Source organism: Rhodobacteraceae bacterium M382, assembly GCA_025141015.1.
Classification (GTDB): domain Bacteria; phylum Pseudomonadota; class Alphaproteobacteria; order Rhodobacterales; family Rhodobacteraceae; genus Aliisedimentitalea; species Aliisedimentitalea scapharcae.
On sequence record CP081098.1, the window covers coordinates 1,092,216 to 1,117,467 of the forward strand.

Consider the following 25,252-nt stretch of genomic DNA (forward strand, 5'->3'; position numbering starts at 1 on the left):
GAGATCTGTTCGGCCGCTTTTTTTGAACAACAATGACACCAACGCGCCTCCAACGTGTTGTCGCTTTGCTCTTGCTGCATCAAAAGGGCGGACGTCGGGGTCCCACCCCATCATTGAACCAGTGGGAGCGCGCCGCGTGACAGGGGCGCTGGCGCTCTGCCCATCTGGACGACAGGCCTTGCCGGACGTATTGGCCGGTGTTGCGTTGTCTCGGAATGGGGGCTTTGGGTCTCTGCATTGCCTTTGCCATCAGTGGGTATTTGGAGCGCCAAAAGCCATAGGCGGCTGACAACAGGGCCGAGACAGCCCAAAGGCCCCATAAATTAGGCAAAAAATGTCCACTGTTGAATTGGTGATCCCACACGCCATTGCCTCCCCCCTCCGGACGCCCTAGCTTGGTGTGTATACAAAGGAGCGAGGCAGTTATTCCGGTGATATTCCCCATCCGACGTACCGCAGCAGCGGTTTTGGCATTGTCTTTGGCGATAGCGCCCGTGACGTTTTCAGGTCCTGCACAGGCTGAGGGCAATGTTGGGGCCTATCTGGCCGGGCGCCAGGCTCTGTTTGATAGCAAATACGACAAGGCCGCGGCCTATTATACCCGGGCGTTGGCCGGGGATTCAGCCAACCCGGTGCTGCTTGAAAACCTGACCTTGTCCTTGTTGGCGCTGGGGGCCGTGGACCGTGCCTTGCCAGTCGCCCAACAGATGGAAGCGCTGGGTCTGCGCAGCCAGATCGCACATATGGTTGCGCTGGCCGGGTTGATTCAGGATGAGGATTACCAGAAAATTCTGGAGCGGGACCCGGATGTAAATGGTGTCAGCCCGCTGGTGGACGGTCTGGCCAAAGGCTGGGCGCTCATGGGGCAGGGGGCGGTTGATGAGGCCCTGAAAGAATTTGATCTGGTCGGTGAAGGCAAGGGGCTGCGCGGCTTTGCGCTCTATCACAAGGCATTGGCCCGCGCGATGGTTGGCGATCACGAAGGCGCAGAGGCGATGTTTGCAGCCGACGACGGGAAATTGACCCTGATGTCGCGTCGTGCCGCCATGGCCCGCGCCCAAAGCCTGTCTCAGATGGGGCGCAATTCGGACGCGCTCGAATTGCTGGCCGATGTGTTCGGGGCGAATTTTGATCCCGGCCTGACCGATATGGCCGACCGTCTGGCGGCTGGTGAAACTTTGCCCTTTACCGTCACGCCCACGGTGCGTGATGGCATGGCCGAAGTGTTCTTTACAATCGGATCGGTGCTGAATGGCGAAGCTGCTGATGATTATGCGTTGATCTATGCGCGTACAGCCGTGGCGCTGCGCCCCGATCACATCGACGGTGTGCTGCTCAGTGCCGCGCTTCTGGACAATCTTGGGCAATATGAATTGTCGGATGCCACATACAAGCTGGTCCCACGCAGCCATCCGGATTATCACGCCGCCGAATTGGGCCGGGCCGAAGCGCTGCGGCGGGCAGCCAAACCTGATGCGGCCATCGAGGTTCTCGAACAGCTGGCCCGCGATTTTCCGACTTTGCCAACCGTTCATTCGGCGTTGGGCGACCTGCAGCGCCAGGAGGAAAACTATGCCAAGGCCGCCGCGGCCTACGACAAGGCGCTAGAGTTTTCCGAAACGGACTCTGGCAGCCGCTGGTTTCTGCTTTATGCGCGCGGAATCAGTAATGAGCGGCTCAAGGATTGGAGCCAGGCAGAAAAGGATTTCCGCGCGGCGTTGGACTTGAACCCCAACCAGCCGCAGGTATTGAATTACCTCGGCTATTCGATGGTGGAAAAACGCATCAATCTGGACGAAGCCCTGGGCATGATTGAACGGGCCGTGTCTGCGCGCCCGGACAGCGGCTATATCGTCGACAGTCTTGGTTGGGTGTTGTACCGGCTTGGCCGCTATGGCGAAGCCGTTGAGCATATGGAACGGGCGGTTGAACTGATGCCTGTGGATCCAATCGTGAACGACCACCTTGGGGATGTCTATTGGGCTGTGGGACGTCTGCGCGAGGCGGAATTCCAATGGAGCCGGGCCTTGTCCTTTATCAAACCGGATGAGAACAATGCCGAGGCAGATCCGGACCGAATTCGCCGCAAGCTCGAAGTCGGGCTGGACAAGGTTCTGGCCGAAGAAGGTGCTCCGCCGCTAAAGGTTGCCAATGACGACGGTTGAGGTTTTTGCCCCGGCCAAGATCAATCTGACACTGCATGTCACCGACCAGCGGGCTGATGGGTATCATCTTCTCGACAGCCTAGTTGTATTTGCCGATATCGGGGACACGATCCTGGCCAAAGCCTCAGAGACACTGTCGTTGGCACTGGACGGTCCCCAGGGTGATCAGTTGACAGCCGAGCCGGACAACTTGGTCCTGCGGGCTGCGCGTCTGTTGGCGAGTGACCGCGGTGCGGCTTTGACGCTGGTCAAACGTCTGCCGGTGGCCTCCGGTATCGGAGGGGGATCAGCGGATGCGGCTGCCACTTTGCACGCGCTCAGCCAGCTGTGGGGGCTGGCGATACCAGAATCAGACGCAATCGTGACCTTAGGGGCGGATGTCCCTGTCTGTATGGAGTCGGTACCGCAACGCATGACCGGAATAGGCGATACACTCGCACCTGTTCCGGCCTTGCCGCGCATGGACATCGTGCTGGTCAATCCGGGTGTTTCGGTCCCTACCCCATCGGTGTTTCAAAACCTCAGCAACAAGCGCAACGCTCCGATGCCGGATCCGCTGCCACATTGGCGCGGTCCTGTCGATTTCGTTGATTGGCTCCAAACCCAGCGCAATGATCTGCTGGCACCGGCCATCACACTGCAACCTGTGATTCAGGACACACTCCAGGCTTTACGCCAAACCGGCGCCATGCATGTGGGAATGTCTGGATCCGGAGCCACCTGTTTCGCGCTGTTTCCGAAAGACGGATCCGCGCAATTGGCAGCCCAATCCATGCCCGCGCCTTGGTGGCGGGCGCATGGGCAGATCCTTTAGCCCGCCTTCGGCTTCTTTCTGGTCAAAAATACCTCGGGGGGAGCGTTGAAATCCGCAAGGATTTCAACGTGGGGGGCAGAGCCCCCAGGGTGCCCGGGCTTCGAGCACCCGGTCAGTTCAGCCGCGACACGACATAATCCGCCAGATCGTGCAGCATTTGGCGCACGGGGTGGTCGGGCAGCGCTTCAAGCGCCTTTTTGGCTCTGGTGGCCCAGCCAAACGCATCCGCGCGGGTCTGGGTGAGCGTGTCGTATTTGACCATCAATGCCAAAGCCTGTTCCAGGTCACCGTCCTCCTGACGGCCCTTTTCGATGGTGCGGACCCAGAAGGCACGTTCATCGTCCGTGGCCCGCGCGACGGCCTTGATGACCGGCAGGGTCAACTTGCGCTCGCGGAAGTCGTCGCCGACATTCTTGCCCGTCGTGGCGCTGTCGCCCTGATAATCCAACAGATCATCGGCAATCTGAAACGCTATCCCCAGCGCATCGCCATAGTCAAAAAGCGCCTTCACTTCGACCTCAGAGGCTCCGGCGATCACACCGCCGACTTCGGTCGCTGCGGAAAACAACGCCGCCGTCTTGCCCCGGACAACCTGCAAATAGATGCTTTCGTCGGTTTTCAGGTCCATGGCGGCGGTCATCTGCAACACTTCGCCTTCGGCAATCGTGGCCGATGCGTTGGCCAGAATGTCCAGCACCCGCAACGATCCGGTTTCCACCATCAACTGAAAGCTGCGGGAAAACAGGTAATCCCCCACCAGGACAGAGCTTTTGTTGTCCCATAACAGGTTGGCCGTCGGGCGACCGCGCCGTTGGGCGCTTTCATCCACCACGTCATCGTGCAGCAGGGTGGCGGTGTGGATGAATTCAACTGTTGCCGCCAGTCGAATGTCGTGGTCCCCCTGATAGCCACACATCTTGGCGGCGGCCAGGGTCAGCATCGGGCGCAACCGTTTGCCTCCGGCACCGACCAGATGGGCGGTGACTTCGGGAATGCGTGGTGCATGTTCCGATGCCATCCGGGTTTGGATCAGGTCATTAACCTTGTCCATTTCTGCTGCCAGCGTTTCAGCCAGAAGCTCATGAGGTTTTTGAGTCATGCTGTTGTGCATCACGCTCCTGCTACAAGGCTCGACATTGTCGGCTCCTTGCCTTTAGATCCATCCCATGAAAGAACTTCTGCGCAGCACCGATCCAACCATCATGGCTTTTGCATCCGCTCTCCTTGAGGGAGAGGATATAGACTGCTTTCAGATGGACGTAAATATGAGCATTCTGGAAGGCGGCATAGGGATTTTTCCACGTCGTTTGATGGTTCATGAAGACGATCATGAACAGGCTGTCCGAGTGATGCGGGACAATGAGATTCCATTGGGTAAATGACCGGTTTTTCGGCTGATGATCTGACGTGCGACAGGTTCCTGGGTGGCAAGATTCAGCTGTTGCAGCCCCGCAGGGGATACAGGGCCGGGGTGGACCCTGTTCTGTTGGCGGCGGCGATTCCTGCGCGATCGGGGCAGCGGGTGCTAGAGCTTGGTTGTGGGGCAGGGCAGGGGTTGTTGTGTCTGGCCGCACGGGTTGGGGACATAGGTTTGGCCGGCGTTGAACTGCAATCGGCCTATGCCGATCTGGCGCGCCGCAACGGCGTTGAAAACGGTGTCTCCTTGGAAATTGTGACGGCCGATCTGTCTGGCCTTCCGGACGAGATTCGCCAGCAACAGTTTCACCACGTGATGGCCAACCCGCCTTATTATCGCAAGGGGGCCCACAGCAGCGCGACAGATGCCGGGCGGGCGACGGCGCTGGGTGAGGAGACCGCGCTGGAAGCGTGGATCGAAACCGCCGCCCGGCGATTGTTGCCAAAGGGCTATCTGCATATGATCCAGCGCGCGGACAGGTTGCCGGACATGTTGGCAGGCTGTGCCGGGCGTCTCGGGTCAATCGAAGTCCTGCCTCTGGCTGCGCGCATTGGGCGTGCACCGGATCTGATTATTCTGAGGGCCCGCAAGGAGGGGCGCGCACCGTTTCGGCTTCATGCGCCGGTGATCTTGCACACTGGGACACACCATGACCGGGACGAAGACCATTACCGTCCCGAAATTGCGGCGATCCTGCGTTCTGGCGCGGCGCTTGACTGGCCAAAGTGACGCAAGGGCAGGCTGGTAGCGCGTTTGTCTGGTTCTATGCGGGTTTGGCAATGCAAAATTGTGTGTCGGCGGTGCATAGCCGATATGACAGTTTAGTGAAAAAAACACGCATCTGCGACGTGACAGGGGCAAAGATGTATGCTCAACTCGTCTGGCACACTATTCAGAGGAGGATTGCTATGAGCGTGAGCTCGCATCTGGCGGAACTGAAAAGAAAGCACGAGCAACTCAGTCACAAGGTTGAAGAAGCTCAACGTGCTCCGGGCGTGGATGACCTACATGTGGCATCTCTGAAGAAGCAAAAGCTAAAACTCAAAGAAGAGATCGAGCGTCTGGCATCTTGCGACGCATGAATCTTGGTGTGCTGCGGAGAGACATCTCTCCGTAGCCCTCCCCCCCCCTTTCAAATCAGCGCGAATTGACCAAGGCCCGGGTGTCCGTGTGGAGATCATTGGCCTGCATTGACACCCATGGCGATCACATCAGCGGCCCTGTCCCGTGTGATCTGTTAATCGGGTGCCATCAAATGTCTTCGACTGGAATAATCGAAAAACGATCTGAAATATGGGCCGTCTTTTCGATTTCGTAGACAAACCAATCCCGAAACGCCGCGACCTGTGGGCGGTTCTCCGCCCCCTTTTGGCATAGAAACCGAAATCGTGCCTGGGTTTCCAAGGCCACCGGAAACGGGGCCACCAATCGGCCTTCTTCCAGATCCTTGATGATCATCGCGCGACGACCCAGCGCAACACCTACCCCCGCTACGGCTGCATCAATGGCATGGTCGGCGTTGGAAAAATGGGCACCATGGGTCGGGTTGTGATCAATCCTGACGGCCCGAAACCAGGCCGGCCAGTCACACCGTGGGTTTAGGAAGTCGATGGATGTGTCAAAGATCAGCGGAGCCTTGGTCAAGCTGTGCGGTGTCGGGAATTGTTCGGCCATTTCCGGCGTCATCACCGGGGTCATCCATTCCTTGCGCACGGGTACGGAATAGAGGCCGTCGTCAGTTCCCAGGCCAAATCTGATCGCCACGTCCACGTCATCGCGTTCAAAATCCATCAGCCGCAAGGTGGCTGAAAAGCGTAGGTCAATCTCGGGATGCGCGCGCGCAAATTCATACAGACGCGGTGCCAGCCATTTGGCGGTCAGCGCCGGGCCGGCAGTGACGGTTAGGGTGGTGTTGTCCTGCAGTCGCCGCGTCGCGGTCCAGGCTGCGGTCAGCTGGGTAAACCCCTGTGCCGCGCCGGGGGCCAATGTACGCCCCGCTTCTGTCAGTTCGACGGCCCGGTTCAATCGAACAAACAATGGTTGGCCCAAATGCTCTTCGAGAGATTTGATCTGAAATGACAAGGCAGCCGGGGTCACGTTCAGCTCTGCGGCGGCCTGTGCAAACGACATGTGGCGCGCTGCAGCATCAAAGGCACGCAGGGCGGTCAGGGGAGGGAGGCGGTCAGACATTTCAGAATAGTATTACTTAACTGAAGCGTTGAAAAGTCTCGTTTGTAGTAATTTATGATGGGCCTCATATTCAGTACAGATAGAAAATTTTGACCTGAGAGGTAAGGCCATGATTATTTCAGCAAATGCAGACGTTCATCGTGCGGCGCATCGGGCCCATCTGTGCAGGTCGAACACGTTGGCCGGTGCCGTGACGCGGTTTTGGGCGCGGCTGTTTGTCATTCGTTCTTCCCGCTGAGCAGAGCGCGCCTGTTCTTACGGGATGAAAAAGGGGCCGGTCCATTTGGACCGGCCCCTGTGTTTCTATTTGTCGCCCTTGCGGGGATTGGCGCGGTTCAGACGAAGAACTGCGCGCCGTTGGCCGAGATGGTCGAGCCGTTGATGAACTGGGAATCATCGGACGCCAGGAAGGCCACGCAGCGGGCAATTTCTTCGGGCTCGCCCAGGCGGCCGGCCGGGATCTGTGCGACGATGGAATCGCGGACTTTCTCCGGAACGGCCATGACCATTTCGGTGGCGATATAGCCAGGGCAAATAGCGTTTGCGGTGATGCCGGCGCGGGCACCTTCTTGTGCCAGCGATTTGACGATACCCAGATCGCCTGCCTTGGTCGCGGCATAGTTGGCCTGAGCGAACTGACCTTTTTGACCGTTAATCGACGAAATCACGATGACACGGCCAAATTTGCGCTCGCGCATGCCAGGCCAAATCGGGTGTACGGTATTGAACACGCCGGTCAGGTTGGTGTCGATCACCTGGTGCCACTGTTCAGGGGTCATCTTGTGGAACGGAGCGTCGCGGGTGATGCCTGCGTTTGCTACAACGATGTCGATGGCGCCTACTTCGGCTTCGACTTTGGCGATGCCAGCAGCCGATTCTTCGTAATCAGCAACATTCCATTTATAGGTGGCGATGCCGGTTTCGGCGGTGAATGCGGCGGCGGCTTCGTCGTTGCCGGCATAGGTCGCCGCGACGTTGTAGCCTTCGGCCTTCAGTGCTTTGGAAATTGCGGCGCCGATGCCGCGGCTGCCGCCGGTGACGAGTGCTGTACGTGCCATGTGGGGAATCCTCCAGTAGTGAATTGGCTTGGTAATGCTGTTACGTTTTTAACCGAGGATACGCAATATTGTTTCGTCATGAATTTGGTATCAGAAACGGCTAATATTGTCGCACATCCTTCAAGTTGTTGAATTGGAAAAGAAAAGGGCGCCCAAAAGGCGCCCCCAATTATGTGCTTGGGTGCGAGGATTAATCCCGCTCCACACACAGGGCTACGCCCATGCCACCGCCGATGCACAGAGTGGCGAGACCCTTTTTGGCGTCGCGGCGCTTCATTTCGAACAACAGGGTATTCAGAACCCGACAGCCCGATGCACCGATGGGATGGCCGATCGCGATGGCACCACCGTTGACGTTGACGATGGCCGGATCCCAGCCCATGTCCTTGTTCACGGCACAGGCCTGTGCGGCAAAGGCTTCGTTGGCTTCGACCAGGTCCAGGTCATCAACCGACCAGCCTGCCTTTGCCAGCGCCTTGCGCGATGCGTGGATCGGGCCAACACCCATGATCGACGGGTCCAGACCAGCCGTTGCATAAGACGCGATGCGCGCCAGCGGCTCGATGCCACGCTTTTCAGCGTTTGCAGCGGACATCAGCAGGGTTGCAGCGGCACCGTCGTTCAGGCCCGAAGCGTTGGCTGCGGTGACCGAGCCGTCTTTGGTAAAGGCTGGGCGCAGTTTCTGCATGGCGGCCATGGTGGCACCGTGACGGATGTATTCGTCAGCGTCCACAATGATGTCGCCCTTGCGGGTCTTGACGGTGAAAGCGGCGATTTCGTCGGCGAATTTGCCGGCTTTTTGCGCAGCTTCGGCCTTGTTCTGCGATGCAACAGCGAATTCGTCCTGCATGTCGCGGGAAATCTGCCACTGGTTGGCGACGTTTTCAGCGGTTTGACCCATGTGGTAACCGTTGAACGCGTCCCACAGGCCGTCACGGATCATGGTGTCGATGTATTTCATGTCACCCATCTTGTGACCGGCGCGCAGGTTGGCGGCGTGGGGCGAGAGGGTCATGTTTTCCTGACCACCGGCACAAACGATGTCGGCATCGCCCAATTGGATATGCTGTGCACCCAATGCAACGGCGCGCAAGCCCGACCCACACACCTGATTGATGCCCCAGGCGCTGCTTTCCTGTGGCAGGCCGGCGTTGACATGTGCCTGACGGGCGGGGTTCTGGCCCTGGGCTGCGGTCAGAACCTGGCCCAGAATGGTTTCGGACACTTCGCCCTTTTCAACGCCTGCACGTTCCACAACAGCTTCGAGCACCGCTGCACCCAGATCATGGGCGGGGGTGTTGGCGAATGAGCCGCCAAAGCTGCCGACGGCGGTACGTGCGGCGGATGCGATTACTACGTTGGTCATAATGTTGGATCCTTTGCCATCCTGTCGTGTCAGGAATATGACAGCCAATCTGTGGTCTCATAGGGCCACACGGCAATCAATTTCCTCCCTAACTGGAGATGGAAATACATCAATGCTGCAATCGCAGCAATGGACAGGGTGTCTCACGGTCAACAGAGGCGACCGATTGCACGCCAGATGCGGCAAATGCAGGGCTAGGCGCGTTGGGCCATCTCTTCGATCCAGGGTGGGCGAACCGTTGGGGCGCTGAACAAATAGCCCTGGAGGCAATCAATTCCAATGGAGACCAGGAATTCTGCGTCTTCACGGGTTTCAACCGATTCTGCGATTGTCAGCATGTCGAATTCCTGAGCCACCGAAACAAGTGCCCGCGTCAGGCATTGATTGTCATAATTCTTGTGAACACCGCGGATGAACTGACCGTCGATTTTGACCGCATCAAAAAAGAAGTCCCGGAAATGGCGAAAGGCCAGATTGCCGGCACCAAAATCATCCAACGCAAACGCAATGCCGTGTTCCTGCATACGCCCCATGAAATCAACCACCACTTCGGGCATCGACATTGCCGACCCTTCGGTGATCTCCAAAACCAGGCGTTCACCCAACGTGGGATCTTTCTTGAGAAACCGATCGAGAACGCGCGACCAGCGGGAATAGCCGATCGACCGGGCAGACATGTTTATGGACAGGCGGATATCCAGATTTTTGGTCAGCGCCCGCATCCCGTGTTCCAGAGCCAGACAATCCAATTCACGACCGATTTCGCGGTCTTCGACCAGAGGCATGAATTCGCGGGCGGGGATCACCCGGCCAGTCGCATCAAGAACCCGAATGAACCCTTCGTAAAAGGCAACGCCATGCGGTGGGTGGGCTTGCATGACAGACTGATAGGCCAACATGCAATTGTTGTGTTTGACCGCTTCTTCGACCATTTCCATGGTCGACCCATCGCGCTGTGCCACGGCCGCGTTCAGGGGGCTGTCACCCCCGACAGGAATATCCGCTTTGATCATGCGCTTGTTCGTCATCCTGGACCTCACCTTCGGATGCGCCAAGAATTCGCCCAAAGTATGAATCTGCGATTAAACCTCGCATTTTAACGGTTCATGGGGCACAAGGGTTCAAACAAAAGGGGAACATGATCATGGAGCGTTGTGGGTGGGCCGGGTCGGAAGAGATCTATGTCAGATATCATGACACCGAATGGGGCGTTCCTGAGTATGACAGCCGCGCCCTGTGGGAAAAACTGATCTTGGATGGATTTCAGGCCGGGTTGAGCTGGATTACCATATTGAAAAAAAGGGATAATTTTCGCGCAGCCTTTGCCGATTTTGATCCAAACATTGTTGCTGAATGGGGGGAGCCGGAGATTGAACGGCTGTTGCAAGACCCCGGAATCATCCGCCACAGGGGCAAGATTGCCGCGACAATCACCAATGCGCAGGCCTGGCAAAGGATAGAGGCAGAGCAGGGTTTCGATACCTATTTGTGGACCTATTTTGGCGGCGTGCCGTTGCAAAACAGCTGGAACAGCCTGTCAGAGGTTCCTGCCAAGACCGCTTTGTCCGAAGAAATTTCCAAGGATTTGAAGAAACGAGGATTCAAATTTTGCGGACCGACCATCGTGTACGCCTTTTTGCAGGCATGCGGGTTGATCAACGACCATCTTGTTACCTGCCCCTGCCATAACAGGGTCAAGACGTTGCAGCGATAGCGGCTGCGGTGATCCGATCAGTTCACTTCGCCAAAGCTGCGCAGATCCTCGGTTCGGGTGCGGGTCAGGCGTTCCAGGCAACCAAAGTGCAACAGTGGCTGCATGGATCCGCCCGCAGCCAGCATGCTTTCGGCCGAACAGGCCAGGTCGCGATAGGTAATCCAGGCACGTTGAGCATCGCGCAGCAGCGTGACACTGCTGACCTGACCCGAGGGGGCATAGGTGTCGATCTGTTTCGCCATGTCGCGGGCCAAGCCATAGGCAAGGTTCAGATCTTCGTCCGCGAACCGATAGAATTGGGCCGCACATTCGTTCATTGCGCTTTGGGTTTGCGGGGCGCTGCAATCCTGCGCAAGAGCGACAGAAGTGCTGCCAAAGGTCAGGACGACTCCCAGAAAGAATAACCGCATGGAAGAAAACTCATTTTGTTTCAGGTGTATGTCCGTCCCTACCTTAGGGGGCACAGCCTGACTGTTGCAAATGCGATCCCGCTGCGAAGACGCAAAACATCCGGTTGGGCATCAAATCGGCCGGGTGGTCGGGTGGTGTGGATTTGCCCAACTGCCAACAGGTGCGGCGCGCAGATCAGACCGCCATGGATTGCACTACCAACATCACGGAGCGGATCCGTCGGAATTGGATTCGCTGCTGCAGCCTCGGACATGCCGGATGAGGGTTCGGTGGTCGTTGGTGCCCTTCGGCTTTTGATTGATGATGTCCGGGTCAGAATGTGTCGCCGGCTGGGCGGGTTAGACAACACAGACGCCGGCGCAGTCAGTCGGGCGAGGGTAGGAGGCGCAAGGGCCAAAGGTCCTATGGGCCAAGCGAAGCTGCCTGAACACCGTTAGACGCCCCAATCCGCGACGGGGCGTCCTGTGATTCAGCCTGACGATCGTCTGCTACTCCAAAAGCGCCGAGATGATCGCCTTGGCGCTGTCGGAATTCCATTCGGCGTCGCCCCGCAGACGGGCGATTTCCCGGCCCTGCGGGTCAAGAATCACTGTGATCGGCAGACCCAGCACTGACATTTCCCGCGCCACGGCCTGTTTGGGGTCCTGATGGCGGGGCAGGTTGTCGATGCCGTTTTCGTCAAAAAACTTGACGATACCAGCCGGGTTGTTCCGCCCGGTGGCCAGGGTCAGAACCTCAAAGTCGTCCCCGCCGAATTCGGCCTGGAGTTCGGAGATCTGCGGCATTTCCTTGCGGCAGGGCGCGCACCATGTGGCCCAGAAGTTCAACAGAACATACTTGCCCTTATAGTCTTCGAGCGTCGCTGTGCCCTGGTCGTCTTCCAGGAAAAAGGCGGCCTTGGACGTCTCTTTGGGCGCGGCATGGAACACCAGTTTCTTCATGCTGCCTTCGCGCAAGGCTTCGAGCGACGCGACATCAGCAGCAAGAGAGGCATTTGCACCCAAGGCAAGGGCCATATAAAGGGTGATCAGACGAAAAAGACGCATAGCAACTCCGGGTTTCCAACATGACTGACCAATCCTCGAACCAGATGTGGGGCGGCCGCTTTGCCGCTGGACCTGACGCGATCATGGAGGCAATCAATGCCTCGATCGGATATGACCAGCGGATGGCAGCCCAGGACATTGCCGGGTCGAGAGCCCATGCCGCCATGTTGGCCGCCACAGGCGTGATTACCGATAACGATGCGGACGCCATTCGGGAAGGCCTGCTCACCGTTTTGTCAGAAATCGAAAGCGGAACCTTTCAGTTTTCTACCGCGTTGGAAGACATCCACATGAATGTGGAGGCGCGGCTCAAGGAAATTATCGGTGAACCGGCGGGACGACTGCATACGGGGCGGTCTCGCAATGACCAGGTGGCGACCGATTTCAAACTGTGGGTGCGTGACCAGTTGGACGCAGCAGAAAGCGGCCTGTTGGCGCTGATCAACGCCCTGCTGTCACAGGCCGAGGCTGGTGCCGACTGGGTTATGCCGGGCTTTACCCATCTTCAGACCGCACAGCCGGTGACATGGGGCCATCACATGATGGCCTATGTGGAAATGTTCGGCCGCGACCTGTCCCGTGTGCGCGATGCCCGGGCGCGGATGAACGAATCGCCTCTTGGGGCCGCCGCATTGGCTGGGACGTCATTCCCGATTGACCGCGACATGACGGCATCGGCGTTGGGGTTCGATCGCCCATCCGCCAATTCGTTGGATGCGGTGTCTGACCGTGACTTTGCGCTCGAATTCCTGTCGACCGCTTCGATCTGTGCCATGCACCTGAGCCGTTTTGCCGAGGAGCTGGTGATCTGGTCTTCGGCTCAGTTCCGCTTTGTCACCCTGTCGGATCGCTTTTCCACCGGGTCGTCAATCATGCCACAAAAGAAGAACCCCGACGCGGCCGAGCTGATTCGCGCCAAGGTTGGCCGCATCTTTGGTGCCAATACCGCGTTGATGATGGTGATGAAGGGTCTGCCGCTGGCCTATTCCAAAGACATGCAGGAAGACAAGGAACAGGTCTTTGATGCTGCTGACAACTGGATGCTAGCGCTGGCAGCGATGGAAGGCATGGTCAAGGACATGACCGCAAATGTCGACAGCCTGGCCGCCGCCGCCGGATCGGGATTCTCGACGGCCACCGATCTGGCCGATTGGATGGTGCGGGTGCTCAAGGTACCATTCCGCGATGCCCACCATGTTACAGGCACCCTGGTGGCCATGGCCGAGCAACGTGGGTGTGACCTGCCAGATCTGAGCCTGGAAGATATGCAGGGTGTACATGCGGGGATCACCCTGGACATTTTCACCGTGCTTGGCGTCGAGAATTCGGTAAACTCGCGTATGTCCTATGGGGGGACCGCACCTGCACAGGTTCGGGCCCAGATCGCGCGATGGAGAGAGAATTTGGCATGATCCGATCTGTTCTGATGGCCCTGTTCTGTAGTGTGCTGCTGTCTGCCTGTGGCGCGGATGGCGAGCCGGTGCAACCTTCGTTGAACGCCAATGTCGGAATTTCCGGCTCTGGTGCCTATGTGAATGGCGGCGTTGGACTCTCACAGGGGCCGTTGAACATTTTCGTCGGGTTTTAAGCGACCATATGGAGACGGGGCAGGTCATCGGGCCCCGTTTTCTTGGATTTCCATAAAATCGGAAACAATCCAGTCAAATTTTGGCCATTTTTTCCGTCTACCCTGTCTGTAACGAGCAGAATTGCCGTCAATGTTGTGCCATTGAGGAGACAGAGTATGACCGCCGCAGCAGCAGCCCCCGCCCCCAACAGCGTGCCTACGGGCAAGGCCCTTTTGGCCGCGCCGCAAATGGTCAAGGCACCACCAGCGGCAATGCTGGTTCGCGTGGCGCGCGCCTATGGCGTCAGCCCGATCCGCCAAATGCGCGAGGCATTCCTGCTGAGCCGGGGCAAGAGCAGACTGTTCCTGAACGAATATTTCTCTTCTGGCCTGTATCACCCGGATCTTAGCTGGCAGGCAAAAAAGCAATATGTCGGCAGTCGCTCCAGCTGGGATTTGAATGCCTGGTTGTCACCAAGCAGCTTGAACGGGCAAAAGACCTTTGTTGCGGACAAGGTCATGTATACCTCGCTGTTGGAACAATTGGGGTTTCGGACAACCAAAACGCAGGCGGTATTTTCGACGCTGCGCCGTGCCGGAAACATCCCGACGCTGTCCACCGCCAAGGACCTGCGCAAATTCCTGACCGAAGACGCGGTATTTCCACTATTTGGCAAACCGCAGTCCTATTCAGGCAGCTTTGGTTCGGCCCTGTTGGATCACATGAACGGGTCCGAGATCGTATTGGGCGATGGGCGCGGCATTGATCTGGACGATTTCTGTGCCGAGATCGTGCGCGAATATGGCGAAGGATACCTGTTTCAGTCGGCGTTGGAGCAGCATGAAACCCTGTCCAAGGTTGCAGGCAACGCCATCGGCACCCTGCGAATCGTCACCATCCGGGATGAACAGATGCCCCGACCGATGTACGCCCTGTGGAAGGTGCCGTCGCCCAAGGCGATGTCTGACAATTTCTGGCAGGACGGAAGCATGATCGCGCCGGTTGATGAACAGACAGGGATTGTAGGTCAATGCCGCATCGGCACCGGTCCCGATGCGCGCGACATCGAAGAACACCCCGTGTCAGGTGAAAAATTCAAAGGCCTGCAAATCCCCCATTGGGACGAAGCCTGTAAAATGGCGGCCGAAGCCCACGCATTGTTCCCCGAATTTGGCGTGATTGGGTGGGATGTGGCCATGACGCCCGATGGCCCGTCGCTGATCGAATGCAACGACAACCCGTTCCATTCGCTCTATCAGCTGGCGTTCCAGCGCGGCATCAAGAATGACGATTTCATGCCGGTGTTCGAAGCTGCGGCCAAGCGGTCTCGCGACATGCTGGATTATCGCAACAATCTGGTGAAAAAACGCCAGAAACAGCAAAAGACCGGCAAACCAGCCTAGGCTGTTCGCCCGAAAACCCGAATTTCATTTGATCCATGACGCGGTTTTGGTCTAAGCGCGCGCTATGGATCATTTTCTTTATCGCAATGGCACGCTCTTTGCCGAAGACGTGCCCGTCACCGAAATCGCGGCTGCCGTGGGTACGCCGTTTTATGTCTATTCCACCGCGACTCTGCAGCGGCATTTCCGTCTGTTTGACGAGGCGCTGGAGGGCACCGACCATCTGGTCTGCTACGCGATGAAGGCCGCCAGCAACCAGGCGATCCTGAAAACCCTGGCACAGGCTGGGGCAGGGATGGATGTGGTGTCGATGGGCGAATATCTGCGCGCCAAAGCCGCGGGCGTCCCTGGCGAGAAGATCGTGTTTTCCGGTGTCGGCAAGACCTCTGACGAGATCCGAACAGCGTTGGAAGGCGGGATTCGTCAGTTCAACGTGGAATCCGAGCCCGAGATGGACACGATCAACACGGTGGCGCTGTCACTGGGTGTGGTCGCGCCGATCACCGTGCGGGTGAATCCGGATGTCGATGCCAAGACCCACGCCAAGATTGCGACTGGCAAATCCGAAAACAAATTTGGCATTCCGATCTCGCGTGCCAGTGCGGTTTACGCTCATGCGGCCAACCTGCCGGGGCTCGAGGTGATTGGCATCGACGTGCATATCGGCTCGCAGCTGACTGAACTGGAACCGTTTCGCCTGGCGTATGAAAAGGTCGCCGAACTGACTGAACAGTTGCGCAGCGAAGGCCACAATATCCGCCGTCTGGATCTGGGCGGCGGTTTGGGTATCCCCTATGTCCGGTCCAACGATGCGCCGCCGTTGCCGGTGGAATATGGCCAGCTGATCAAGGACACGTTGGGACATCTGGGGTGCGAGATCGAGATTGAACCCGGTCGTCTGATCGCAGGCAACGCAGGCCTGATGGTGTCCAAAGTGATCTATGTGAAGTCGGGCGAAGACCGGGATTTTCTGATTATCGACGGGGCGATGAACGACCTGATCCGCCCCGCCATGTACGAAGCCCATCATGACATCGTGCCCGTCACCGAGGCCAAGGCCGGCGCTGAAAGCCAACCCTATGACATCGTCGGTCCGGTTTGCGAAAGCGGTGACACCTTTGCCAAGCAGCGCAATATGGCCCCGTTGTCGGCAGGCGATCTGATCGCGTTCCGCAGTGCCGGGGCCTATGGCGCGGTGATGGCCAGTGAATACAATTCGCGCCCGTTGATCCCCGAAGTTCTGGTCAATGGGGATCAATTTGCGGTTATCCGCCGACGCCCGACCTTTGACGAAATGATAAATCGCGATACCATCCCCGAGTGGCTCTGACGCGATCAGGTGCAGGCCATCAGGAGACCCTGACCGAATGGCCAGAAAAAACAGGCACCATACGGCATTGACTACCCTGCGCTGGCCCTTGCGGCTGACGCAGGCGGGGCTGGCTGCTGAACGCATCGTACGCGCGTTCTGGCCGGTGATGACCTGTGTGATGCTGGGGCTTTCGGCGCTGATGCTGGGCATACAGGATCAAATCGCGATCGAAGCAGTCTGGATCGGCGTTGTCTTGCTGGTGCTGGCACTGTTGGGATTTTTGATCCGTGGTGCGCTGAAATTTCGCTGGCCGAACCGTTCCGAAGCGATTGCGCGCCTGGATGAAACCCTGCCGGAACGGCCCATCGGTGCGCTGTTGGATACACCGGCGATTGGCACAGATGATGAGGCCAGCCTGAAGCTGTGGCAGATCCATCAGGCCCGTATGGCTGATCGCGCGGCAGAGGCGCGCGCACCCAAGCCGGATTTGAGCGTGACCCGCGCCGACCCATTTGCCCTGCGGTATGTCGCGATGTTGGCATTGGCGATCGCTGTGCTGTTCGGGTCGATCTGGAAGGTTGGCTCGGTCGCTGAAATGACGCCAGGGGCCGCTTCGGCAGCCGCCGGTCCGTCCTGGGAAGGTTGGGTCGAACCGCCTCGTTACACGGGCTTGCCCACCATCTACCTCAATGACATCACCGCTGATGGGTTGACGGCACCAGCCGGCAGCCAGGTGACGCTCAGGTTTTATGGTCAGGTGGGGGATCTGGTGTTGGCCGAAACCGTTTCAGGGCGCACCGGAGTGGTTCCGTCGGCTTCGGATCCGCATCAGGAGTTCGCCATTGCCGAATCGGGACACATCCGGATTGACGGCACGGGCGGGCGAGCATGGGAGGTGCAGGCCACGCCGGACACAATACCACAGATTTCCATTGCTGGTCCTGCCGACGCCAAACCCGGCGGCGTCATGGCGTTGACGTTTGCGGCTCAGGACGACTACGCGGTCACCGGTGGCGAGGTTCGTGTCGAGCTGGATTTGAACGCTGTGGATCGCCGTCACGGGCTCAGGATCTACCCGGAACTGCGCGACCCGATTGTTGTGGGGCTGCCGCTGCCGATCTCTGGAAACCGCGACAGCTTTGTCGAAGAAGTCATCGAAGATTTCTCCCAGCACCCCTGGGCCAACCTGCCGGTGATCTTCACCCTTTCAGCCACCGATGCGGCGGGTCAGACCGGGATGTCGGAAACGGTTGGTTCGATCCTTCCGGCGCGGCATTTCTTTGATCCGCTTGCGGCGGCTATTGCCGAACAGCGGCGCGATCTGCTGTGGTCTCGGGACAATGCGGGTCGTGTGGCACAGGTGCTGCGCGCGGTGTCGCATCGCCCCGACAGGATCATCAAATCGCACACAGTCTACCTGCGGCTCCGGACCATCCTGCGCCGATTGGAGAGCTTTACCGCCTATGGGATGACCACGACCCAACAGGAAGAGATCGCCCAGGCGATGTGGGATCTGGCCGTGCGGCTGGAAGATGGCGATGCGGCGGATGCGCTGGAACGGATGCGCCAGGCACAGGAACGCCTGTCTCAGGCAATGAAAAACGGGGCCAGCGACGCCGAGATTGCCGAACTGATGCAGGAGCTGCGCGACGCCACTCAGGATTATCTGCGGCAATTGTCCCGACAGGCGCAGCAGCAGAATCAGGACGGCCAAAGCCCCGGTCAGCAGCCGGATGAAAACGCTCTGCAAATGACCCAGGACGATCTGCAACAGATGATGGATCGCATCCAGGAACTGATGGAACAGGGCCGCATGGCCGAGGCCGAACAGGCACTGCAGGAATTGCAGGAGCTGATGGAAAACATGCGTGTCACGCAAGGGCAGGGGCAGGACGGCCAATCTCCGGGGCAACAGGCGATGGAAGGGTTGGCCGATACGCTGCGCGAGCAACAAGGGCTGAGCGACCAGGCCTTTCGCGACCTGCAGGAACAGTTCAACCCCGATGCCCGGAGTGGTGAAAGCCAGGGGAACGAGGGGCGCAATGGCGGTCTGGGACGCGGTGAAAGCCACGAAGGTCAGGGACAGGGACGCGGCGAAGGGTCAGCCAATGAAAACGGGTCCTCGGGGAGCCAACCCGGTGCCGAAGGCGAAGGGTCCACAGGTCCCGGATCCGAACAGGGACTGGCCGACCGCCAGCAGGCCCTGCGTCAGGAGCTGCAACGCCAGGAAAATGGTCTGCCCGGCGCGGGAACGCCCGAAGGCGAAGACGCCCGTGATGCATTGGGGCGAGCCGGTGAAGCAATGGACAAGGCCGAAGACGCGCTGCGGCAGGACAATCTGGCCGACGCCATCGACCAGCAGGCGCAGGCGATGGAAGCGTTGCGCGAGGGGATGCGATCGCTGGGCGAGGCGATGGCCAACGAACAGCAACCTGGGCAAGGCGCGCGGGATGGTGCCCAACAGGCTCAGAATCGCGACCCGTTGGGGCGCAACTCCTCGTCGCGAGGCGGGGCGCTGAACGGTGAAGACAATATGTTGCGCGGCGCGGATGTGTACCGCCGGGCCCGTGATCTTTTGGAAGAAATTCGCCGTCGGTCGGGCGACAGCAGCCGGTCAGAAACAGAACGCAGCTATTTGCAGCGGTTGCTGGATCGGTTTTGATCCGATCCAATCACCTGTTGTCTTGAGGGTTAGTCATTCACCCCTGATCGATCCCAACAAAGGCCCGATCAGGGTATCCAGCCAAACCCGCGCCTGATCCACCAACGCGACATATGCGCTGATCATTGGATCCGCCTGGGGAACTGACTGGGCGATCTGTGGTGCCATCTTGTAAAGCACCCCCATGCCAACCGCGATCATCAGGACCAATGCAAAACCACGGGCAAACCCGCGCTTTTCCGGGACGGGTTCAATCGCGTCCTGGTCTGCGTCCTGATCTGCGGAAGCAACCGCGTTTGTCGAAGATCTGAGTGTGGAATTTATTTCTTCGATATCGGGCAGCAATCCGCGGCGTGATCCGCTTGTGTCTTCGACAACGGCGGTGGGTTCTTCGCCCTTGATCCTGGCCATCCGGTCGCGGGCCTGACGGGCGCGGCGCGCCGGTTCGTCGTCGACCGCTTCTTCCAGTCCCATTTCGGTCTGGGTTTCCAGACCGTCGGGAGTTTCATGCGCGCGGATTTGGGCTTCGCGTTCGGCCTCTTCCCGCAGGATTTCCGAAATCGACGGATCCAGGCCTCGGGCTCCGGTTGCCTGGGGGGACGGTGGTTGTTGGTCGGACTCCTCGATCACGGGATCCGCAGGGAGAAGATCCAGATCCTCGTCTTCATAGGCGTCGGGGTCGACACCAGTCTGGAAATCACCGTCCTCGAACGGGGTTTCGGTGTCCGCTTCTTCGTCTGTGGGGGGGACGTCCTGACCGGCGTCCCAGTCATCTTCCGCAGCCGGGCGCACCGTGTCCGGTGTGCTGTCGGGGTGGTCCTGAAACCAGGTGTTGCCGCAATTGGAACACTGGACGTCGCGACCTTCTGTCGGAATAACACCATCGGGAACTTCGTATTGCGCACCGCAATTCGGACATGTCAGTCGCATCCTGCCCCTCCTGTACCGTTTAACTGCCTGATTTTATTTTCCCAACAGCATACGCACTTTGTTAGAAACGGGGAAGAGACAATTCACTCACCTTTTTGCGGATCCGGTGCGCTCCCGTTGGGACAGAGCATTGAAACTGATGCCTTACTGGGGCACAACAGCGACAAAGGGACAAGGGGTCGGCCGTGATCGAGCTGGACAATGTGGGTTACAATTACGGCGGTGGTGAGCTGTTGACCAATGTATCGGTCCAGCTGGCACCGGGGTCGTTTCATTTTCTGACAGGGCCGTCTGGGGCTGGGAAAACAACTCTTCTGAAACTCTGTTATGGTGCACTGAAACCGACGTCGGGCAAGGCGCGCGCTTTTAATATGGATATCAAAGGGTTGGACAGGGACCAGATGGCCATGTTGCGACGCCGGATAGGTGTCGTTCATCAGGACTGCCGGTTTCTGGACCATCTTCCGGTTTATGAGAATATCGCTTTGCCTTTGACTGTATCGGGGCGGGAAATGACCCAGGAAGAAGGCAATCTGCACGAGTTGATCAATTGGGTCGGGCTGACCGAACGCGCGGATGCAACGCCGCCAGAGCTATCAGGCGGCGAACGCCAGCGTGCTGCCCTGGCACGGGCCGTCATTCTGTCTCCGGATGTGGTGATTGCCGATGAACCCACCGGGAATGTCGATTGGGAAATGTCGCAACGTCTTTTGCGTCTGCTGGTCGAATTGAACCGGATGGGCAAGACCATTCTGGTGGCGAGCCACGATCTGGCGCTGATCCGGGCCGCCAAGAAACAGGTTCAGGCACGGGTGCTGCGCATTTCGGACCGACGGCTACAGCTGGCAGGGGCGGATTTATGAGCCAGGGACGCATTCGCGCATTGCTGATCGGTGACGCCCAGGCAGATCGGGTTGTGCCCCCCAGCGGGTTCACCGCGCATTTGACGTTGTTCGTGGCCGGGGCCATGGCGTTTCTGGCCGTTTTTGCGCTGGCACTGTCGCTGGCCTCGGGGCGTTTGGCGGATCGCTGGGCCCAAGAGCTGGCCAAGGCGGCAACTCTGCGGATCAATGCTCCGGCAGATCAACGTGTGGCTCAGACCGATGCGGCGCTAAAAATCCTTCAGCAGACCCCAGGGATCGCGTCGGCCCGGGCGTTGTCCGAAGAAGAGCAGATTGCGTTGTTGTCCCCCTGGCTGGGTCCTGACATTCCGCTGGATACTTTGCCGGTGCCGCAGCTGATCGAAGTGATCGAAGGGGAACCGGGCTATGACGCGGCCGGGTTGCGGTTGCGGTTGTCTGCCGAGGTTCCCGGCGCAGTTCTGGATGACCACACACGTTGGCGCGAGCCGCTGGTTGGGGCCGCCAACAGCCTGCGTCGCCTAGGATTGTTTTCCATATTGCTGATTGGGGGCGCGATGGCGGCCATGATTACGCTGGCGGCCAATGCTGCCCTGGCGGCCAATGCCCAGGTGATCGAGGTGCTGCGTCTGGTGGGGGCGCAGGACGCCTATATTGCCCAGGCCTTTGTGCGTCGGTTCACGCTGCGGGCCTTGATCGGTTGTGGTGTGGGTGTGATTTTGGGGATGCTGGGGGTCTGGTTGATGCCCGAGGCATCGGACGAAGGCGGGTTTCTGACCGGATTGGGGTTTCAGGGTTGGGGATGGGTCTGGCCGATCCTGATCCCGCCTTTGGGGGCCCTGGTTGCGTTTGCCGCAACCGGGACCGCGGCCCGGCGTAAACTAAGGGAGCTTGCGTGATGAAACATGCGGTCCGGTGGCTGGTATCACTGGTTTTCGTGATCCAGATCTATGTGGCCATGCTGGTACTGGGATTGGTGTTTGCGCCCTATGCCCTGGTGTCGCGCAACGGGGCCCTGATGGCGTGCAAGACCTACTGCCGCTGGGTGTTGTGGACTGCCCGCTGGATGGTGGGGATCCGCACCGAAATTCGTGGCGCTGTCCCCGTGGATGAAGTCATGATTGCGGCCAAACATCAGAGCTTTTTGGATATTCTGATGATCTTTAACGCGGCACCGCGGGCCAAATTCATCATGAAGCGTGAATTGCTGTGGACGCCCATCATTGGCATGTACGCCAAACGGCTGGGGTGTGTTCCGGTGAACCGTGGCAAACGTGGAGCCGCAATCGCCAAGATGGTTCAGGATGTCGCTGCCGAGTTTCAGGAACCAGGTCAGTTGGTGATTTATTCTCAGGGGACACGGGTCGCGCCAGGGGCTCACAAACCCTATAAGATCGGTACAGCGGTGCTGTACGAAGGGTTGAACCAGACCTGCGTGCCAGCCGCAACCAACGTGGGTGTGTTCTGGCCCCGCAAGGGGATTATGCGAAAACCGGGACTTGCGGTGGTTGAATTTCTGGACCCGATCCAGCCCGGCGTTCGAAAAAAACTATTCATGGAAGACCTGGAAACCCGGGTCGAAGCCAAATCAAATGAATTGATGCGCGAAGCGGGGTTTGATCCTGATGGAATATCTCAACAGTCTTGATGCGCTTGACGCGCTATATGGCGATATCAGCGCCCCTGCGATGCGCAAAGTGGCCAAGCGGATGACACCCTTGTATCGGCAATGGATTATGGCCTCCAAATTATGTGTTCTGGGAACAGTCGGTCCAGAAGGCAGCGATGGCAGCCCGCGTGGGGATGATGGCCCCTGTGTGCTGGAGTTGGATCCCGGGACCCTGGCCATGCCGGATTGGCGGGGCAACAACAGGTTGGACAGCCTGCGAAACATCGTGCGCGATCCGCGTGTGTCGTTGATGTTTCTGGTGCCTGGATCAAACAATGTTGTCCGGGTGAACGGTCAGGCTCGGGTCACCGCTGACGCTGATATGAGAGCGCGATTTGACAAGAACGGCAAAGTGCCTGCAACAGTCATCGTGATCGCAATCGACGAGATTTACACCCAATGCGCCCGCGCCATGATGCGCGCAGGAACATGGCGTGGAGTGGATGAGAGTGTTGATCTCCCCACGATGGGAGAGATCCTGGCCGAGATGACCGACGGAGAAGAGGGCGGGAAACCCTATGACGATGCTTGGGGGGCGCGCGCGGCGCATACCATGTGGTAGCCTGCCCACCGTCCCTTCACTCCTGTGTCGCGCTGTGTTGAGGCCGTGACAGAGGGCGGAGGAACAGTTGGCAAGAGTGCCGCTTTATCCGATGACGTCACCGATCAGCATATTGGGCTGCACATTGGTGAAATTCGGCAAATCCGCGAGCACAGGCCCGGCAGCGGCCATAGCGGCGCCCAGAGCGTCCTGATCGGCAAAGACAATTGACGCCACAGCATAAAAGGCTGGCGGCGTATCCGGTCCACCGGCGAGCCCTTTGGTTACCAATGTGCTTTGCAGGTGGGGTCCCATGTGTTCGCCCACCAGCGCCATATGTGTGCTGGTGTAATATTCATAATCAAAGTGGGTGTCGTCGCCGATCGGATAGATGACTTGCAGTGAAACTGACATTTTGAACGCCCTTCATTTTCAGTGTCCCCGCAGTAAAGCGGTTGCGTGTGGAAACGGCAAATGAAAAGGGCGACCCGAGGCCGCCCTTGATCCTGAAATATCGCGCAATTGTCAGCTGTGGATCGGACCGTCACCACAGGCCAGGGCGGCTTCACGCACGGCTTCGGAGTAGGTCGGGTGCGCGTGGCAGGTCAGCGCCACGTCTTCGGCCGACGCCCCGAATTCCATCGCCACGCACAGTTCGTGGATCATGTCACCGGCGGCAGGCCCGATGATCGCCGCGCCTAGAATGCGGTCGGTTTCCTTGTCGGTGATGATTTTGACAAAGCCGCCTTCGGCCTGGCCAACGGCCTTGGCACGGGCGTTGCCCATGAACATGAACTTGCCGACCTTGATCTTGCGGCCTTCGGCCTTGAGCGCGTCTTCGGTGGCACCGACGGTGGCGACTTCGGGGGTGGTGTAGACCACGCCGGGGATCACGCCATAGTTGACGTGGCCATGTTTGCCGGCGATCACTTCGGCGACGGCCATGCCTTCATCCTCGGCCTTGTGGGCCAGCATGGGGCCCTCGATGGCGTCGCCGATGGCATAGATACCCGGCACGTTGGTGGCCCATTTGGCATCCGTTGCGATCTGACCGCGGTCAGTCATGGTGACGCCGATGGTGTCCAGCCCCAACCCGTCGGTGTAGGGTTTGCGCCCGGTGGCAACCAGAACGACGTCGGCGTCCAGGGTTTGCTCATCCCCGCCTTTCTTGGGCTGGTATTTGACCTTGGCTTTGGTCTTGGTGGTGTCCACGCCCTGCACGGCCGCGCCCATGATGAAGGTGAGGCCCTGCTTTTCCAGGATGCGTTTGAAGCTGCGCTGGACGTCCTTGTCCATGCCGGGACAGACCGCATCCATGTATTCGACCACGGTGACTTCGGAGCCGAGACGAGCGTAAACCGAGCCCAGTTCCAATCCGATGACACCCGCGCCGATCACCACCATCTTCTTGGGAATCTTGGACAATTCCAGTGCGCCGGTCGAGGTCACGACAATTTTTTCGTCGACGTCGACGCCGGGGAGAGACGCGGGAACCGAACCGGATGCAACCACGATGTTCTTGGTGTCATAGGTGGTGTCACCGACCTGAACCTTGCCCGGTGCCGGGATCGAGCCATAGCCTTTGATCCAGTCGATCTTGTTCTTTTTGAACAGGAATTCAATGCCGCCGGTGTTCTGGTTGATGACGTCATCCTTGTAGGATTTCATCTGGTTCCAGTCGACGGAGGGGGATTTGCCCTTGAGGCCCATACCGGCGAAATTGTGCTCGGCCTCGTGCAGCATATGGGTGGCGTGCAACAGGGCTTTGGACGGGATACAGCCCACATTCAGGCAGGTGCCGCCCAGGGTTTCGCGGCCTTCGACCACGGCGGTTTTCAGGCCCAGCTGGGCACAGCGGATGGCGGACACATAGCCGCCGGGGCCCGCGCCGATAATGATCACATCATAGGATGCCATGAGGAAGTCCTTTCGTCAGGAATTGGGGAAACAGGGGGGGTGACATGCGTGCACCACACGTGCACCAGGCGTGCACCCCCCTGACGGGTGTGTCGGGGTGTGAGATTGCGGGAAAAGGGGGCTCTGCCCCCGGCCCAAATGGGCCTCCCCCGGGATATTTTTGGCCAGATGAAGGGGGATGGTCGCGCGCCGGAATGCCGTCCTGTGAG

At 58.8% G+C, this 25,252-nt stretch carries 25 protein-coding genes; 15 read left to right on the top strand and 10 right to left on the bottom strand.

The window, feature by feature from the left end:
* Positions 1 to 431: 431 nt before the first annotated feature.
* Both K3727_04950 and K3727_04955 read left to right on the top strand, forming a co-directional pair.
* The gene (locus K3727_04950; GenBank protein ID UWQ92149.1) at positions 432 to 2,165 is read left to right on the top strand and encodes a tetratricopeptide repeat protein; all 1,734 of its coding nucleotides are present in this window, start codon (positions 432 to 434) and stop codon (positions 2,163 to 2,165) included.
* The gene (locus tag K3727_04955; protein ID UWQ92150.1) at positions 2,152 to 2,979 is read left to right on the top strand and encodes a 4-(cytidine 5'-diphospho)-2-C-methyl-D-erythritol kinase; all 828 of its coding nucleotides are present in this window, start codon (positions 2,152 to 2,154) and stop codon (positions 2,977 to 2,979) included. Before K3727_04950 ends, K3727_04955 begins: the two co-directional genes overlap by 14 nt.
* A gap of 112 nt (positions 2,980 to 3,091) precedes the next feature.
* Here the strand turns inward: K3727_04955 and K3727_04960 are convergent, their stop codons facing one another.
* Positions 3,092 to 4,090, bottom strand: a complete 999-nt coding sequence (locus tag K3727_04960) for a polyprenyl synthetase family protein (protein UWQ92151.1) — start codon at positions 4,088 to 4,090, stop codon at positions 3,092 to 3,094.
* Between the two features lie 55 nt (positions 4,091 to 4,145).
* On the opposite strand from K3727_04960, the gene K3727_04965 reads away from it, so the two are divergent.
* The 3 genes from K3727_04965 to K3727_04975 all read left to right on the top strand — a co-directional run bounded on the left by K3727_04965 (position 4,146) and on the right by K3727_04975 (position 5,478).
* Positions 4,146 to 4,361 carry a DUF2007 domain-containing protein gene (locus K3727_04965; protein ID UWQ92152.1) on the top strand — a complete coding sequence of 72 codons (216 nt, stop codon included), beginning with the start codon at positions 4,146 to 4,148 and terminating at the stop codon, positions 4,359 to 4,361.
* Positions 4,358 to 5,125, top strand: a complete 768-nt coding sequence (locus K3727_04970) for a methyltransferase (GenBank protein UWQ92153.1) — start codon at positions 4,358 to 4,360, stop codon at positions 5,123 to 5,125. The genes K3727_04965 and K3727_04970 overlap by 4 nt, the downstream gene beginning before the upstream one ends.
* Positions 5,126 to 5,304: 179 nt before the next feature.
* On the top strand, positions 5,305 to 5,478 hold the full coding sequence (locus K3727_04975; GenBank protein ID UWQ92154.1) for a DUF465 domain-containing protein: 174 nt from the start codon (positions 5,305 to 5,307) through the stop codon (positions 5,476 to 5,478).
* Positions 5,479 to 5,647: 169 nt separating this feature from the next.
* Here K3727_04975 and K3727_04980 read toward each other — a convergent pair whose 3' ends face one another.
* The 4 genes from K3727_04980 to K3727_04995 all read right to left on the bottom strand — a co-directional run bounded on the left by K3727_04980 (position 5,648) and on the right by K3727_04995 (position 10,038).
* Entirely contained in the window at positions 5,648 to 6,586 is a 939-nt protein-coding gene (locus K3727_04980) for a transcriptional regulator GcvA (GenBank protein UWQ92155.1), read from the bottom strand.
* Between the two features lie 335 nt (positions 6,587 to 6,921).
* The gene (gene phbB, locus K3727_04985; GenBank protein ID UWQ92156.1) at positions 6,922 to 7,644 is read right to left on the bottom strand and encodes an acetoacetyl-CoA reductase; all 723 of its coding nucleotides are present in this window, start codon (positions 7,642 to 7,644) and stop codon (positions 6,922 to 6,924) included.
* Positions 7,645 to 7,834: 190 nt separating this feature from the next.
* Positions 7,835 to 9,010: an acetyl-CoA C-acetyltransferase gene (locus tag K3727_04990; protein ID UWQ92157.1), complete on the bottom strand. Its 1,176-nt coding sequence runs from the start codon at positions 9,008 to 9,010 to the stop codon at positions 7,835 to 7,837.
* A gap of 194 nt (positions 9,011 to 9,204) precedes the next feature.
* Positions 9,205 to 10,038, bottom strand: a complete 834-nt coding sequence (locus tag K3727_04995; GenBank protein ID UWQ92158.1) for an EAL domain-containing protein — start codon at positions 10,036 to 10,038, stop codon at positions 9,205 to 9,207.
* Between the two features lie 116 nt (positions 10,039 to 10,154).
* On the opposite strand from K3727_04995, the gene K3727_05000 reads away from it, so the two are divergent.
* Positions 10,155 to 10,724: a DNA-3-methyladenine glycosylase I gene (locus K3727_05000; protein UWQ92159.1), complete on the top strand. Its 570-nt coding sequence runs from the start codon at positions 10,155 to 10,157 to the stop codon at positions 10,722 to 10,724.
* 17 nt (positions 10,725 to 10,741) lie between these two features.
* Here the strand turns inward: K3727_05000 and K3727_05005 are convergent, their stop codons facing one another.
* Both K3727_05005 and K3727_05010 read right to left on the bottom strand, forming a co-directional pair.
* Complete coding sequence (locus K3727_05005) at positions 10,742 to 11,134, bottom strand: lysozyme inhibitor LprI family protein (GenBank protein ID UWQ92160.1); 393 nt, start codon at positions 11,132 to 11,134, stop codon at positions 10,742 to 10,744.
* Positions 11,135 to 11,623: 489 nt separating this feature from the next.
* Positions 11,624 to 12,181 carry a TlpA family protein disulfide reductase gene (locus K3727_05010; protein ID UWQ92161.1) on the bottom strand — a complete coding sequence of 186 codons (558 nt, stop codon included), beginning with the start codon at positions 12,179 to 12,181 and terminating at the stop codon, positions 11,624 to 11,626.
* Positions 12,182 to 12,201: 20 nt separating this feature from the next.
* Here K3727_05010 and argH point away from each other — a divergent pair, with 20 nt between their 5' ends.
* The 5 genes from argH (at position 12,202) to K3727_05035 (ending at position 19,126) form a co-directional block, all read left to right on the top strand.
* Complete coding sequence (gene argH, locus K3727_05015; GenBank protein ID UWQ92162.1) at positions 12,202 to 13,593, top strand: argininosuccinate lyase; 1,392 nt, start codon at positions 12,202 to 12,204, stop codon at positions 13,591 to 13,593.
* Positions 13,590 to 13,769 (top strand): hypothetical protein, encoded by a 180-nt coding sequence (locus K3727_05020; protein UWQ92163.1) that lies wholly within the window; start codon positions 13,590 to 13,592, stop codon positions 13,767 to 13,769. Before argH ends, K3727_05020 begins: the two co-directional genes overlap by 4 nt.
* Before the next feature lie 156 nt (positions 13,770 to 13,925).
* A complete protein-coding gene (locus K3727_05025) occupies positions 13,926 to 15,152 on the top strand; it encodes a hypothetical protein (GenBank protein UWQ92164.1) in 1,227 nt (408 codons plus the stop codon).
* Positions 15,153 to 15,216: 64 nt separating this feature from the next.
* On the top strand, positions 15,217 to 16,482 hold the full coding sequence (gene lysA / locus K3727_05030) for a diaminopimelate decarboxylase (GenBank protein ID UWQ92165.1): 1,266 nt from the start codon (positions 15,217 to 15,219) through the stop codon (positions 16,480 to 16,482).
* A 37-nt stretch (positions 16,483 to 16,519) separates the two neighbouring features.
* A complete protein-coding gene (locus K3727_05035) occupies positions 16,520 to 19,126 on the top strand; it encodes a TIGR02302 family protein (GenBank protein ID UWQ92166.1) in 2,607 nt (868 codons plus the stop codon).
* 33 nt (positions 19,127 to 19,159) lie between these two features.
* Here the strand turns inward: K3727_05035 and K3727_05040 are convergent, their stop codons facing one another.
* Positions 19,160 to 20,056, bottom strand: coding sequence for a zinc-ribbon domain-containing protein (locus tag K3727_05040; GenBank protein ID UWQ92167.1), 897 nt, complete (start codon positions 20,054 to 20,056; stop codon positions 19,160 to 19,162).
* Positions 20,057 to 20,241: 185 nt separating this feature from the next.
* Here K3727_05040 and K3727_05045 point away from each other — a divergent pair, with 185 nt between their 5' ends.
* Genes K3727_05045 through K3727_05060 form a run of 4 tightly spaced genes read left to right on the top strand, consistent with a single transcriptional unit; the run spans position 20,242 to position 23,147 of the window.
* Positions 20,242 to 20,919, top strand: a complete 678-nt coding sequence (locus K3727_05045) for an ATP-binding cassette domain-containing protein (GenBank protein UWQ92168.1) — start codon at positions 20,242 to 20,244, stop codon at positions 20,917 to 20,919.
* Positions 20,916 to 21,815, top strand: a complete 900-nt coding sequence (locus K3727_05050) for a cell division protein FtsX (GenBank protein ID UWQ92169.1) — start codon at positions 20,916 to 20,918, stop codon at positions 21,813 to 21,815. Before K3727_05045 ends, K3727_05050 begins: the two co-directional genes overlap by 4 nt.
* Positions 21,815 to 22,564, top strand: a complete 750-nt coding sequence (locus K3727_05055; GenBank protein ID UWQ92170.1) for a 1-acyl-sn-glycerol-3-phosphate acyltransferase — start codon at positions 21,815 to 21,817, stop codon at positions 22,562 to 22,564. Before K3727_05050 ends, K3727_05055 begins: the two co-directional genes overlap by 1 nt.
* Complete coding sequence (locus tag K3727_05060) at positions 22,542 to 23,147, top strand: pyridoxamine 5'-phosphate oxidase family protein (GenBank protein UWQ92171.1); 606 nt, start codon at positions 22,542 to 22,544, stop codon at positions 23,145 to 23,147. The genes K3727_05055 and K3727_05060 overlap by 23 nt, the downstream gene beginning before the upstream one ends.
* An 84-nt stretch (positions 23,148 to 23,231) precedes the next feature.
* Here the strand turns inward: K3727_05060 and K3727_05065 are convergent, their stop codons facing one another.
* Together K3727_05065 and lpdA are read right to left on the bottom strand one after the other, a co-directional pair.
* On the bottom strand, positions 23,232 to 23,540 hold the full coding sequence (locus tag K3727_05065; GenBank protein ID UWQ92172.1) for an EthD family reductase: 309 nt from the start codon (positions 23,538 to 23,540) through the stop codon (positions 23,232 to 23,234).
* Positions 23,541 to 23,651: 111 nt separating this feature from the next.
* Entirely contained in the window at positions 23,652 to 25,043 is a 1,392-nt protein-coding gene (gene lpdA, locus K3727_05070; GenBank protein UWQ92173.1) for a dihydrolipoyl dehydrogenase, read from the bottom strand.
* Positions 25,044 to 25,252 lie beyond the last annotated feature (209 nt).

Excerpts from the sequence above, each read along its gene's own strand:
- K3727_05055 (UWQ92170.1), top strand. The coding sequence starts at position 21,815 with ATGAAACATGCGGTCCGGTGGCTGGTATCACTGGTTTTCGTGATCCAG.
- lpdA (UWQ92173.1), bottom strand. The coding sequence starts at position 25,043 with ATGGCATCCTATGATGTGATCATTATCGGCGCGGGCCCCGGCGGCTAT.
- K3727_04955 (UWQ92150.1), top strand. The coding sequence starts at position 2,152 with ATGACGACGGTTGAGGTTTTTGCCCCGGCCAAGATCAATCTGACACTG.
- K3727_05040 (UWQ92167.1), bottom strand. The coding sequence starts at position 20,056 with ATGCGACTGACATGTCCGAATTGCGGTGCGCAATACGAAGTTCCCGAT.
- K3727_05050 (UWQ92169.1), top strand. The coding sequence starts at position 20,916 with ATGAGCCAGGGACGCATTCGCGCATTGCTGATCGGTGACGCCCAGGCA.
- phbB (UWQ92156.1), bottom strand. The coding sequence starts at position 7,644 with ATGGCACGTACAGCACTCGTCACCGGCGGCAGCCGCGGCATCGGCGCC.
- K3727_05020 (UWQ92163.1), top strand. The coding sequence starts at position 13,590 with ATGATCCGATCTGTTCTGATGGCCCTGTTCTGTAGTGTGCTGCTGTCT.
- K3727_04965 (UWQ92152.1), top strand. The coding sequence starts at position 4,146 with ATGAAAGAACTTCTGCGCAGCACCGATCCAACCATCATGGCTTTTGCA.
- K3727_05010 (UWQ92161.1), bottom strand. The coding sequence starts at position 12,181 with ATGCGTCTTTTTCGTCTGATCACCCTTTATATGGCCCTTGCCTTGGGT.
- K3727_04995 (UWQ92158.1), bottom strand. The coding sequence starts at position 10,038 with ATGACGAACAAGCGCATGATCAAAGCGGATATTCCTGTCGGGGGTGAC.
- K3727_04975 (UWQ92154.1), top strand. The coding sequence starts at position 5,305 with ATGAGCGTGAGCTCGCATCTGGCGGAACTGAAAAGAAAGCACGAGCAA.
- K3727_05025 (UWQ92164.1), top strand. The coding sequence starts at position 13,926 with ATGACCGCCGCAGCAGCAGCCCCCGCCCCCAACAGCGTGCCTACGGGC.
- K3727_04990 (UWQ92157.1), bottom strand. The coding sequence starts at position 9,010 with ATGACCAACGTAGTAATCGCATCCGCCGCACGTACCGCCGTCGGCAGC.
- K3727_05065 (UWQ92172.1), bottom strand. The coding sequence starts at position 23,540 with ATGTCAGTTTCACTGCAAGTCATCTATCCGATCGGCGACGACACCCAC.
- K3727_05000 (UWQ92159.1), top strand. The coding sequence starts at position 10,155 with ATGGAGCGTTGTGGGTGGGCCGGGTCGGAAGAGATCTATGTCAGATAT.
- K3727_04960 (UWQ92151.1), bottom strand. The coding sequence starts at position 4,090 with ATGCACAACAGCATGACTCAAAAACCTCATGAGCTTCTGGCTGAAACG.
- K3727_05005 (UWQ92160.1), bottom strand. The coding sequence starts at position 11,134 with ATGCGGTTATTCTTTCTGGGAGTCGTCCTGACCTTTGGCAGCACTTCT.
- K3727_05060 (UWQ92171.1), top strand. The coding sequence starts at position 22,542 with ATGGAATATCTCAACAGTCTTGATGCGCTTGACGCGCTATATGGCGAT.
- argH (UWQ92162.1), top strand. The coding sequence starts at position 12,202 with ATGACTGACCAATCCTCGAACCAGATGTGGGGCGGCCGCTTTGCCGCT.
- lysA (UWQ92165.1), top strand. The coding sequence starts at position 15,217 with ATGGATCATTTTCTTTATCGCAATGGCACGCTCTTTGCCGAAGACGTG.
- K3727_04980 (UWQ92155.1), bottom strand. The coding sequence starts at position 6,586 with ATGTCTGACCGCCTCCCTCCCCTGACCGCCCTGCGTGCCTTTGATGCT.
- K3727_04970 (UWQ92153.1), top strand. The coding sequence starts at position 4,358 with ATGACCGGTTTTTCGGCTGATGATCTGACGTGCGACAGGTTCCTGGGT.
- K3727_05035 (UWQ92166.1), top strand. The coding sequence starts at position 16,520 with ATGGCCAGAAAAAACAGGCACCATACGGCATTGACTACCCTGCGCTGG.